We start from the raw sequence: 12,480 nt of genomic DNA, 5'->3' as shown, positions 1-12,480 counted from the left end.
CTTATCTCAAATCAGTGATTTTACAAACATCCATATCTCCGTAATCTAAGTTTTCACCAGCCATTCCCCAGATAAAAGTATAATTGCTAGTTCCTGAACCAGAGTGAATAGACCAAGGCGGAGAAATTACAGCCTGATGATTGTTCATCCAGATATGTCTTGTTTCTTGCGGTTGTCCCATAAAGTGGCAAACTGCTTGGTTTTCTGGAATATCCAAATAGAAATAAACTTCCATTCTACGATCGTGAACGTGGGCTGGCATTGTATTCCAAACACTTCCAGGTTTCAATTCTGTCATTCCCATTTGCAATTGGCAAGTAGTAACCACGCTTCCAATAATCATTTGGTTTACTGTACGGTGGTTTGCCGTTTCCATTGTCCCTAATTGCAATTTATTAGCTTCAGCTAAACTTACTTTTTTAGTTGGGTAAGTTGTATGAGCTGGTGCCGAGTTCAAATAAAATTTAGCAGGATTGCTGCTGTCGTCACTTTTGAAGATTACTTCTTTATTTCCAGCTCCGATATACAAAGCATCTTTAAAACCTAACGCATAAGCTGTTCCTTCAACCACAACAGAACCACTTCCTCCAACATTGATAATCCCTAACTCTCTACGCTCTAAAAAATAAGGCGCTTTTAGCGGATCTATAGTTTCTAAAGCCAAATCACCTTTTACAGGAACTGCAGAACCTGCAATGTACCTGTCGTAATGAGAATAAACCAATACCACTTCATCTTCCTGCATTAGATCATCAATTAAGAATTCTTCTCTCAATTGCTGCGTATCATATTTTTTTACGGCTTCTGGGCTTGACGCGTATCTTGAACTATATTTTGTCATAATTTTAAATTAATGTAATCGATTGCACAAAATTATATTTTTATATTTAAATAGCATAATTGAAATGGAAAAATTATTTCAATTGAACTAACTTTTCTTTAAAGATCTGTTATTGGAGCATATTTAGGAACTAGTGTTTTCATTACAATCCAGCCTGTCAAGTAACAAACTGCACAGATAGAAAATATGATAAAATATCCAGCCTCAATTCCTTTAAACCTCATAAATACCATTTCTGACTCTTTAGCGTAATCAAACAGAACTCCAGATCCTTTATTAATTAGGGTTGAACCTAATCCGCCTGCTAAACCTCCAATTCCTGTAATGGTTGCAATTGCCTTTTTAGGAAACATATCTCCCACCGTTGTAAATATGTTTGCCGACCAAGATTGGTGCGCTGCACCCGCAATTCCGATAATGATTACAGGAACCCAGTAACTAATGTAACCTAATGGCTGCGCTATTAATGCCAATAAAGGAAAAAAAGCAAAAATTAGCATCGCTCTCATTCTTCCTTCATACGGGTTCATGCCTTTTTTCTCCACAAAATATGTTGGAAGCCATCCTCCGATAATAGACAATAATGTAATTAAATAAAGCACAAATAATGGCAAAGCTGCTTCTGTAGAATCCATTCCGTAAACAGAACTTAAATAAGCTGGTGTCCAGAATAAGAAAAACCACCAAACCCCATCGGTCATAAATTTGCCAAAGGCAAACGCCCAAGTCTGTTTGTATTTAAAGCAATCTGCCAAAGATACTTTTCCTTTAGCTTCAGGCTTAAAGCCTATTTTAATATCTTCAATATCATCTTGCTGAATATAAGCTAATTCTTCTGGTGAGACTTTCGAATGTTTTTCTGGTTTATCATACATAAACATCCAGAATCCCATCCAAACAAATCCTAAGGCTCCTATGATAATAAATGACATTTCCCATCCAAAAGATTTTGCAATAAACGGAATTGTAATTGGCGCCGCTAAAGCTCCAACCGTTGCACCTGCGTTGAAAATACTTGTTGCAAAGGCTCTATCTTTTTTAGGAAAGTACTCTGCTGTTGTTTTAATTGCCGCTGGAAAATTTCCTGCTTCTCCAACCGCCAAAACAAAACGAGCAAAAATAAATAAAGCCACACTAACATTGATAACCAATGCTGTATCGCTTATTGTACTGATTATTTCTTTCGAACCATGAAAACTCACAAACCATTCTCCTGTAATAATTCCTGAAGTTGCAATACCGCAGAATGCATGAAGACAAGCTCCCACAGACCAGATTCCGATTGCCCAAAGGAATCCTTTTTTTGTATCCATCCAATCCACAAACCTTCCTGCAAACAATAAAGAAACTGCATAAAAAATAGAAAATAAAGCCGTAATATTTCCGTAATCGTTATTGGTCCAATGAAATTCTGGCGCAATAAAATCACTCCAAGTTAGAGAAAGTACTTGTCGGTCTAGATAATTAATCGTCGTTGCAAAAAACAGCAATGCGCAAATACTCCAACGGTATTTTCCTGTAGTTTTTATGTTCTGGTTTACTGCAACAGTTTCGGTTTGATTCATAGTAAGTGGGTATTATAGTTTTGTAATTTTTGGCACTCCCTTAAAAGACTATATTTACTGCTTTCTAAAAATAGCATAATCAATAAATTAACACCTCTAAAGAAACTCAATGTAATCGATTGCACAAATATAGTTTTTAATCCGTACAATCCAAATAATATTATATAAAAAAATATTTTACCTCCTAAAATAAGCATAATGCATAAAAAAAGGAATACAAAATTACACATTAAACAATATATTTGTTAAAAGCTAATAGGTGAAATTTATCCTTTTTTGGAGTAAAATTGTCCTGAGACCTATGTTCCACAAAGCTGTTTCTATTTATTATTAGCTTATAAGACCAGCATTCGAAATTCTTCCTTATAAAAACTAAACAACTGTAAAACAATTAATTAAAACAAAATTGAAAACAACAAAAAAAATATCGTTACAAAGAATTGCCTTTAGTTTTCTTCTTTTTTCTGGAGTATTTAGTGTTAGCGCACAGAATCAGGTGATTCCGCTTTGGAATAAAATTCCAGACGAAATAAAAGCACCCAATTATCAAGAAAAAGAAATTTTAAAAGAGGGTAAAATGCAGAGTACAAGCCAAGTTTCGGTTCCAACATTAAGTATTTTTATCCCAAAGGAGACAAAACCAAATCAGACTGCAGTAGTTATTTGTCCTGGAGGCGGTTACTCACATTTGGCTTTTGAAAAAGAAGGAACAAAAGTCGCTGAATGGTTTAACAGTTTAGGAATTGCCGCTTTTGTATTAAAATATCGAATGCCTAGCGATTTAACCATGAAAAATAAAAATATCGGACCATTGCAAGATGCTCAAGAAGCTATTCGCTATGTGAGGCATAACGCGACAAAATGGAGTATAGATCCTGATAAGATTGGAATTTTAGGTTTTTCTGCGGGAGGACATTTGGCTTCGACTGCGTCAACCCATTATGACGATCATGTTTACGAATCTGCCTATAAAGTGAGTGCACGCCCAGATTTTTCGCTATTGATATATCCTGTGATTTCAATGGAAAATGAAATTACACATAAAGGTTCGCAAACCAATTTACTTGGAGAAAATCCATCAAAAGAGTTGATAGATCTGTATTCGAATGAGAAAAAAGTAACGTCAAAAACTCCTCCCACTTTCTTAGTTCATGCTACAGATGATACTGTTGTTCTTCCAGAAAACAGTATCAATTACTATTTAGCTTTAAAGAAAAACAAAGTTACAGCAGAGTTACATATTTACGAAAAAGGCGGTCACGGATTTGGATTAGGCGTTAACGATACCAGCAAATTCTGGACTAGAGATTGTGCCGAATGGCTTAAAGCAAACGGTTACAATTAAAAAAGGGTTCTAAAATTCAGTCCGTCGACTTCTTTTTAAAACCCTAAAAACAGACATTAATGTATAATGCAAACTCTTATACAAGTACCCACGATCAAATGAATATGTCAATTTAATTCAAAAAAAATGTTTCTCCAAAAACATGTTAAAACTTTAAAATGATATTCTAAAAAAGGTAAAAACAGCATTGTTCTTCAGTTTCAACGGGCCAAAATTAAAAGCCTAAAAAGAGATAACCTTACGGTTTTCCACATTGTATGAAAAAATTAACAACCTAAAGCGAAGCCAAAAACCTTAAGTAATTGTACCGCACAAGATTGTCGAAATTGACTTTAACGAAATTTTGTAAAAGAAAATACTAGATTATTAACAAAAACCTCAGTAAAAAAAGGAAAAAAAAGACTCCTTTCTTATCCTAGATTAAGTTTCTTTTTCTCAAACCGCGCGTACCTTTGCAAGTGAAACTAATTAGAGAATGTGAGAATTAGACAATGTGGCAATTAGATAATATGTCAATTAAAACTCAGAACTTAGTATCTTAGAATCTCAGAACCTTAGAACCTCAAAAAATGAAAACGCTACAATTTTTATTACTCGGAAAAAACGAAGCTATTTTGGCTATTTTACTTCGTCTTGTAAACGCAGATGAAAACTGGAATGCTGTAGCTTTCAATAACGAAAAAGAAGCACAAGAATACTTTCAAAACAATAAAATCGATATTGTTCTTTTGAGTTCTGCCATCGAAGATCATGTCGAAAAAGAATTTACTTCTTTCTGTCTAAAACATCAGCCAGACGTGGAAGTAATTGAGCATTTCGGAGGCGGAAGCGGTTTGCTGAAATCTGAAATTCTGCACCGATTGCATTTGAAGGGAAAACTTTAAATTTGTATTTCAAAGCCCTTAAAAATGGAGAAAACGTATTCTGTAGTATTCTACTCGAAATCAGTTGTTGATACGGTCAAAAAAATGAAAGATTTTTTGAAAAGCAAAATCAACTGGTACAACAGCTGTAATTCTGAAGCGCATATTACAATTTGCGAATTCAAAATTGACGATTCTCAACTTGATTCCATTAAACAAAAGCTTATTAAAATCTGCGATGCGTTTACACCATCTCAAGTATATTTAGATCATTTTGGTTCTTATGACAATGTAGGAGCTTTTTTTATTGCTCCAAACGAAGAATCTAAAAACAATCTAAAACCTATAATGAAAAAGATTCACGAAACCCTGAAATCTTTAAATCTCAAAAAAAGTGACGATCCTCACCTGTCAATCGGACGACGATTAACTCCTGAAAATCTAAAAATCGCATCGCAACTTTTCACTACTATAGATATTAATTTTCTATGCAATGAAATTATTCTAAGAGAATTTGATCCAATAAAAAAACAGTTTTTTGTAATTGATTCAATTGCATTTGGAAACAATCCAGAGCCTGAATTCGTGCAGGGAAGTTTGTTTTGATTTTTTTTAACCGCAAAGACGCAAGCGTAACGCAAAGTTCGCAAAGGTTTAGTAGATTTTTTTATCATTTCGGAATGAGAAATGACAAAAAATGCGAATAAAAAACTTAGCGACTTCACGTCTTTGCGAGCCAATCCACATCAATAAAAACTTTTGCGTGCTTTGCGTAATTCTTAGCGAACTTTGCGGTTAAACTAGCATGAAACTTGAAACTTGAAACATTAAACTTTAAATCAACAAAAACCAATCTTCATTTTTTCGTATATTTGAATTTTACAATTCACCCGCAATATGAAATCCCTAGATTCGTTTTACAAAGAGATTACAGAAGGATCTACTGTTGATCCGAATTCTTTGCTTCCAAATGACATTCAGAAAGAAATCGGACATTTTAATGTTTTCGATATAAAAGAGCTTTTGGAGCGTATGAAAGGAAAACCTGGAATGCCTTATGACAGAAGAGCTTATTACAAAATAAGTTTGATCAGAGGGCATAATAAAGCTGAATATGCCGATAAAGTAATCGAAATCGAAAAGCAAGGATTATTATTTGCAACGCCAAAAATTCCGTACAACTATTTGCCTCAAGACACCAATCAAGGCGGGCAATTCTGTGTTTTTACAAGCGAATTTTTATCTAAAAACAAAAGCGGGATCGATCTAGACGAACTTCCTATTTTCGCTTCTGACGGCTATCCTATTTTTCAACTCTCCGACGAAGAAGTAGAAGAAGTTTCTTTGATTTTCAACAAAATACAAAAAGAAATCAACTCCGATTATATTTATAAATACGACTTGATTCGAAATTATGTGGCAGAGCTAATTCACTTCGGACAAAAATTACAGCCCATTACGGCATTGTATTCAAAGCACAATTCGGCAGCGAGAGTTTCTTCCTTATTTGCAGAATTGTTAGAAAGGCAATTCCCCATAGAATCTCCAAATCAGCGATTAGAATTGCGAACCGCAAAAGATTTTGCTGCACGATTATCTGTGCATGTCAATCATTTAAATAAGGTTTTAAAGGAAAACACCGGAAAAACCACCACCGAATTAATTAGTTCTCGTTTAACAAACGAAGCCAAAATATTGTTGAAGCAGACAGACTGGAATATTTCTGAAATTGCCTACTCTCTTGGTTTTGAAGAACTGGCGCATTTCTCTAATTTCTTTAAAAAACAAACAACTTATACGCCTTTAGCTTTTAGGAGTTAATTTTTGTTTCAAGTTTCAAGTTTCAAGTTTCAAGTTTCAAGTTTCAAGTTTCAAGTTTCAAGTTTCAGCAGAACTTTGTCAAAGTTCGAAACTTTGACAAAGTTTTGGAATTTGGAATTTAAATATTGGAATTTTACAACTTGATTTGAATTTCGCAAACATCGGTTTGATATTTACAATTCTCCAGCACTGCTTCGTTCCTAACTTTGTCTCATCAAATTAAAAGATCGAAAAAATGAATTTATCAAACAACAAAATCTTAATAACTGGCGGTGCAAGCGGTATCGGACTTGGACTTGCGGAACGATTCATTCAAGAAAATAATACGGTGATTATCTGCGGAAGAAGAGCTTCTCTTTTGGAAGAAGTAAAAGCAAAATTTCCCTCGATTATTACAAAAGTATGCGATTTGTCTGTAGAAGCAGAACGCATTGCTCTCTATGAATGGATAAAAGTAAATCATCCTGACTTAAATGTTTTAGTAAACAACGCCGGAATTCAAAATTGGATGACAATAACGGATGCTAATTTTTATGAAAACATGAAAAATGAGCTTACCACCAATATCGAAGCTCCTTTGCATTTAACTTCATTATTTATTCAATTACCATCACTTAAAACGGTAATGAACACCACTTCTGGATTGGCATTTTCTCCTTTTGCAAAAGTTCCCGTTTATTCGGCTACAAAAGCGTTTTTCCGTTCGTTTACACTTTCGCTTCGTCATTTATTAAAAGAAAAAAATATTGAAGTAATCGAAATTATTCCTCCAGCCTTAAACACCGATTTAGGCGGAATCGGACTTCACGACGCGCATCCAAGCGTAAGCAGTTTTATAGAAGCTATTTTCGAACAATTGAAAGAAGGAAAACAAGAACTAACTTTCGGAACAAGCGAAACCAGACTAAACGCAAGCGCAGAAGATTTGAGAAATCATTTTAATGCCATGCATCCAACTATGTAAAATGATTGATGTGAGATGTGAGATGTGAAATGTAAAAAAAAAAGAATTTCACCTTGACAACATAAAAAACATGACAAAAATTTCACATCCACATTTCACATTTTACAACTAACATTTCACAAATTAAACAATTAAAAAAGATGGCAGTAAACACAAAAATAGCTCTAGTTACAGGCGGTAGCAGAGGTTTAGGAAAAAATATGGCAATTGCAATTGCAAAAAAGGGATTAGATGTAATTATCACTTACAACAGTAAAAAAGAAGAAGCTGACGCTGTGGTTTCAGAAATTGAAGGTTTGGGTCAAAAAGCAGCAGCATTACAATTAAATGTGGCAGATTCAGGAACTTTTGATGCTTTCTTTGAGCAAGTAAAAACAGTTTTGAGAGACACTTTTAAAACAGACAGATTCGACTTTTTAGTAAACAACGCTGGAATCGGAATTCATAATTCTTTCATTGGAACAACCGAAGCCGAATTTGATCAATTGACCAATATTCAATTCAAAGGTCCGTTTTTCTTAACTCAAAAAGGGCTTAATGTAATGAACGACGGCGGCGGAATTGTAAATATTTCTACTGGTTTGGCTAGATTCTCTTTCCCAGGTTATGCGGCTTACGCTTCTATGAAAGGCGCAATGGAAACTTTGACAAAATACCAAGCAAAAGAATTAGGCGCAAGAAAAATTAGAGCGAATATAGTTGCTCCAGGTGCCATAGAAACTGACTTTGGCGGCGGTGTAGTTCGCGACAACGAACAAATGAATCAGCAAATTGCTTCTGTTACGGCTCTAGGCAGAGTTGGTCTTCCTGATGATATTGGCGGCGTTGTAGCTTTCTTATGTACAGAAGATGCTCGCTGGATAAACGCACAAAGAATTGAAGCTTCTGGTGGGATGATGTTGTAAAAGAGGTTTCACGTTTCAAGTTTCAGGTTTCAAGTTTAACCGCAAAGAACGCTAAGGTTTACGCAAGGTTCGCAAAGTTTTTTACATAAAGCTTTTTGGACTTTGAAACCTGACAGGTTTTAAAAACCTGTCAGGTTTGAACTTCAAACTTCAAACTTGAAACCTGAAACCTGAAACAAAAAAAATAAAAAACAAAACCCGATGAGCTTTAAAAACTCATCGGGTTTGTCATTTCAAATAATATTTGAATTAGTAAACTTTTAATTCTTTTCTATGGAGACATCAAAACCTCCGTCTTTATCAAATACAACGTCATAAAACTTAGTGTCTTTGGTTACACCAACTTCATAAGTTGTTTTGTTTTTATCATCAACTACTTTTGCGATTTCTCGAATTGCTTTCGCTTTGTAATTTTTTTTCAAATAAGACTGAGCTTTAACCGGAAGATCTCTAAACGCAATCTGCAGTTCAAAAGCTTTCATGTTTCCCAGATTATCGTAAATCGCAACTGCTTTTGTGGTATCGTTTACATTATATCGCGCTTCAAATCTAATTTCATCTGCATCATCACCAACATATTCTTCAGACCAAACAGGCACCTTTCCTGGATATTCTTTTTCAAAAGCTAGTCTAACCTCTTCTGGCGGAGTGACAACTTTTTTCATATTGGTTCCTTCTTGTGCCATTAAAAAACTACTGCATAAAAAAGTAAAAGACAAAAGCACGTTTTTCATAGTTTCATTTTTTTAATTAAACTTAAACAACGTATTAAAATTAATACTTTTTTTATTACAATAACAGCAAGAGAAAATGATTTTGTAAAAAAAATTAGACTCTTTGAGAATTAAGCTTCAATTAAGATGGAATTTACAATTCGAGCTTTTTTAGTCGATCTGTCAATTCTCTTTTATAGGTAATTCCGATTGGGATTCGCTCCTTTTTAATGACCACAAAATCTTTTTCTGTCGAATCAATTTTGTCCAACGCAACGATATACGACTTATGAATACGCATAAAACTCTTTTCAGGCAGGCATTTTTCGAATTCTGTTGTTGTTATAGAAGCCAAATAGGTTCTTTTGGTGGTGTGAAGCTTTACATAGTTTCCAAAACTTTGGGCAAACAAAAGCTGATCTAGCTCAATATCCATCAAATAACCGTCAACTTTTACGCTAACAGAATTTATTGTTTCTTCTGTTTTTTGTTTAACGCTTTCAGTGGCAAAAAAACGGTCGATTGCTTTTAGAAACCTTGGAAAATAAATTGGTTTTAAAAGATAATCAATTACGCCATAATCGTAGCTTTCTAAGGCAAATTCAGAATAAGCTGTTGTTAGAATTGTTTTAGGATGCGTCGGCAGGATTTTAAGCAATTCCATTCCCGAAATCTCAGGCATATTGATATCGAGAAACATTAAATCGACTGGATTTTCTCTAAGATAATTCATTGCTTCAATGCCATTATAGCCCTGAAAAACCAATTCTAACTGCGGATTCTGTTTGATATAATTGGCCAAAACATAATGCGCAGCGGGTTCATCATCTACAATAATGCATTTCTTTGTTTCTCTCATCCTACAAACTTTTTAAGTTGTATTTCTAAATCAACAATATAAACTTGTTTGTCGTCTTGAACGTCTAATTTATAATCTTTTCCATAAATTAAATTCAGACGTTCAATAGTATTTTTTAAACCTATTTTAGTCGAAATCACATCATTTTTCTTCGGAATAGAATTGGCAACATGAAGATGCAGCAATCCATTTTCGACGGTAATAGTGATTTTTACAAAGCAATTTTCGATAGCGCAGGTTCCATGTTTAAAAGCATTTTCGATAAATGCAATTAACAGCATCGGAGAAATTTTATACGTGTACTCGACATCCACTTTGCTTTCAAACTCAATCTCGCATCGGTACCCCACACGCTCTTTTTCTAGCTGCACATAACTGTTTATAAACTCCAATTCGTCTTCTAAAGAAACACATTGTTTGCTGTTGCTTTCTAATTGGTAACGCATCAATTGCGAAACCTTCATAATCAAATCGGGTGTTCGGTCTGGAAACTGAAGGCTGATTCCGTAAAGCGTATTAAATGTATTAAACAAAAAATGCGGATTTAATTGTCCTTTTAATGAATTTAATTGCATTTGATTGAACAATAAAGCCGCATCGGTTTGCTTTCTGTGAATACGATAAAACTTAAAAACAATAATCGGACTGAGAATGCAGACCAAAGTTCCTAAAACACTTGCCAATTGGTATAAATAACTTCTTTGATGTGAATTTTGGTACAAAAGGCATTTACTAAACAAGTCCATCATGGTAATCTCGTACAAAACGACAGAAAAGACAAAAACACCAAAAAGCGTAAGAATTATATAAGTAACCGGTTTATTGCCTTTGAATAAAATGGGAAGTAAAAAAAAGCGGTTAAACTGCGCATGCATGTACAAAATGCAATAGAAAAATATACCCATTAAGATAGAAGTGAATGAGCTAATCAACATCCAATCGTTTTTTAGGGTATAAATTGTAAAAGAGAAAAGGATAACGGCAACCTCCTGCCACCATTTGTTATCCAATATGTTATCAATTCTTTTGTTCATTCTTAATTGTGAAATAGTTTACAAAGTACGAACAAATATTTAATTATTTTTTTCAAAAAATGACCAATTCAATTCGTCATTTACTAGTGCAGTACATCACTTAACCTGACTTTTATCAGCATAAGAGAAATAAATTTGTCGCATCAAAAAACATTTTTATATCACACCTTGAGTTTATGTATTTCAAAAAAATTACCTTTTTATTTTTATTGATTTTTGCCTCAATCGGTTATGCTCAAACCCTATCTTTAAAAGAAGCTCTAAAGATAGGTCTTGAAAACTACGGTTCTATCCGAGCAAAAAACAATTATGCCAATGCATCAAAAGAAACTCTAAAACAATCTCGCCGCGATTATCTGCCCAACTTAAATTTATCGGCTCAGCAGGATTACGGAACCGTAAACGGACAAAACGGACCGCTTTACGGATTTGGAGGTTTAGGAGTTGCTTCATCTGGTCTTCCTCTTCCAGAACAGAATTGGAATTCAGCTTTTGGCGCACTTTATTTAGTCAACATGAACTGGGATTTTTTCACTTTTGGAAAAACACAGGAAAAAATCAATTTATCTAAAATTGATGTTCAGGCTAAAGAAAAAGATTTAGAGCAGGAAAAATTTCAACAGGAAATTAAAATTTCTGCCGCTTATCTAAATCTATTGGCAAGTCAGCGATTACTCATTTCGCAAGAAAAGAATCTTTCACGTGCAGAGATTTTCAAGAAAACAGCGGTAGCAAGAGTTAAAAACGGTTTATTGGCCGGAGTTGATTCTACCTTGGCAACTGCTGAAGTTTCTAAAGCTAAAATGGCTTTAAACTTGGCGCGAAACTTCGTTAAGGAACAAAACAACAAATTAGTCGATTTAATGGGAGTTGCTCCGCAAGATTTTGTTACCGACACTTTATTTGTAACGCAAATTCCAAAAGAATTAGTAACGAAAGAAATTGTGGGAGACAGTCTTCACCCTTTATTGCAATTCTATAAAACGAAAATCGATTACAGCAATCAGCAGGTTAAATTGTATAAGAGATTTTATTATCCAACGATGAGTGCCTTTGGGGTTTTACAGACTAGAGCTTCGGGTTTTGAAGCGGGTTATTCTGTTGATCAATCGAACTTTAGCAGAAATTATTGGGACGGCGTAAATCCAGATCGCACCAATTACTTAGTTGGAGTTGGAATTACTTGGAATTTGACTACACCTTTTAGATCTAGCAAACAGGTAAGCGCTCAGAAATTTGTTTCTCAAGCTTTGCAAGAAGAATACAATCAAGCTGATCGCGAATTAAAGTCTCAATTGGCTTTCGCCGAAGATAAAATCAAAATCACTTTGGAAAACTATGCCGAAGCACCTATTCAAGTTGATGCCGCGCAAAGAGCTTACACTCAAAAATCGGCATTATACAAAAATGGTTTAACCGATTTAACCGATTTAACCCAGACTATTTATACCTTAAATCGTGCTGAAATCGATCGAGATATTGTCAACAACAACGTGTGGCAGTCGTACTTATTGAAAGTTGCTGCAACAGGAAATTTTGACTTATTTATAAATGAATTTTAATTCTAAAT

General features: G+C 34.4%; 12 protein-coding genes. 7 read left to right on the top strand and 5 right to left on the bottom strand.

The genetic code is table 11. From position 1 onward, the window contains the following. Position 1 precedes the first annotated feature (1 nt). Entirely contained in the window at positions 2-841 is an 840-nt protein-coding gene (gene kduI, locus J7574_RS19450; RefSeq protein ID WP_290972577.1) for a 5-dehydro-4-deoxy-D-glucuronate isomerase, read from the bottom strand. Positions 842-939: 98 nt separating this feature from the next. Next, on the bottom strand, positions 940-2,406 hold the full coding sequence (locus J7574_RS19445) for an MFS transporter (RefSeq protein WP_290972574.1): 1,467 nt from the start codon (positions 2,404-2,406) through the stop codon (positions 940-942). A 406-nt stretch (positions 2,407-2,812) separates the two neighbouring features. Here J7574_RS19445 and J7574_RS19440 point away from each other — a divergent pair, with 406 nt between their 5' ends. From J7574_RS19440 to J7574_RS19415, 6 genes are all read left to right on the top strand, one after another. Further along, entirely contained in the window at positions 2,813-3,751 is a 939-nt protein-coding gene (locus J7574_RS19440; RefSeq protein WP_290972571.1) for an alpha/beta hydrolase, read from the top strand. Positions 3,752-4,320: 569 nt separating this feature from the next. Then, positions 4,321-4,635: a hypothetical protein gene (locus tag J7574_RS19435; protein ID WP_290972568.1), complete on the top strand. Its 315-nt coding sequence runs from the start codon at positions 4,321-4,323 to the stop codon at positions 4,633-4,635. 24 nt (positions 4,636-4,659) lie between these two features. Next, positions 4,660-5,220: a 2'-5' RNA ligase family protein gene (locus tag J7574_RS19430; RefSeq protein ID WP_290972565.1), complete on the top strand. Its 561-nt coding sequence runs from the start codon at positions 4,660-4,662 to the stop codon at positions 5,218-5,220. Between the two features lie 291 nt (positions 5,221-5,511). Then, the gene (locus J7574_RS19425; protein ID WP_290972563.1) at positions 5,512-6,435 is read left to right on the top strand and encodes an AraC family transcriptional regulator; all 924 of its coding nucleotides are present in this window, start codon (positions 5,512-5,514) and stop codon (positions 6,433-6,435) included. A 235-nt stretch (positions 6,436-6,670) separates the two neighbouring features. After that, on the top strand, positions 6,671-7,399 hold the full coding sequence (locus J7574_RS19420; RefSeq protein ID WP_290972561.1) for an SDR family oxidoreductase: 729 nt from the start codon (positions 6,671-6,673) through the stop codon (positions 7,397-7,399). Between the two features lie 140 nt (positions 7,400-7,539). Further along, positions 7,540-8,304, top strand: a complete 765-nt coding sequence (locus J7574_RS19415; RefSeq protein ID WP_290972558.1) for an SDR family oxidoreductase — start codon at positions 7,540-7,542, stop codon at positions 8,302-8,304. Between the two features lie 260 nt (positions 8,305-8,564). On the opposite strand, the gene J7574_RS19410 is transcribed toward J7574_RS19415, so the two are convergent. The 3 genes from J7574_RS19410 to J7574_RS19400 all read right to left on the bottom strand — a co-directional run bounded on the left by J7574_RS19410 (position 8,565) and on the right by J7574_RS19400 (position 10,910). Further along, complete coding sequence (locus J7574_RS19410; protein WP_290972557.1) at positions 8,565-9,038, bottom strand: hypothetical protein; 474 nt, start codon at positions 9,036-9,038, stop codon at positions 8,565-8,567. A 133-nt stretch (positions 9,039-9,171) separates the two neighbouring features. Continuing rightward, complete coding sequence (locus J7574_RS19405) at positions 9,172-9,876, bottom strand: LytTR family DNA-binding domain-containing protein (RefSeq protein WP_290972555.1); 705 nt, start codon at positions 9,874-9,876, stop codon at positions 9,172-9,174. Beyond that, a complete protein-coding gene (locus J7574_RS19400; RefSeq protein ID WP_290972553.1) occupies positions 9,873-10,910 on the bottom strand; it encodes a sensor histidine kinase in 1,038 nt (345 codons plus the stop codon). Before J7574_RS19400 ends, J7574_RS19405 begins: the two co-directional genes overlap by 4 nt. Before the next feature lie 176 nt (positions 10,911-11,086). Between J7574_RS19400 and J7574_RS19395 the strand changes: the two genes are divergently transcribed. Continuing rightward, positions 11,087-12,472 (top strand): TolC family protein, encoded by a 1,386-nt coding sequence (locus tag J7574_RS19395; protein WP_290972551.1) that lies wholly within the window; start codon positions 11,087-11,089, stop codon positions 12,470-12,472. Positions 12,473-12,480 lie beyond the last annotated feature (8 nt).

It is taken from the genome of Flavobacterium sp., assembly GCF_017744675.1.
Lineage (GTDB): Bacteria > Bacteroidota > Bacteroidia > Flavobacteriales > Flavobacteriaceae > Flavobacterium.
The sequence above is the reverse complement of the archived record's forward strand: the minus strand, read 5'-3'. Positions and strand labels throughout refer to the sequence as shown.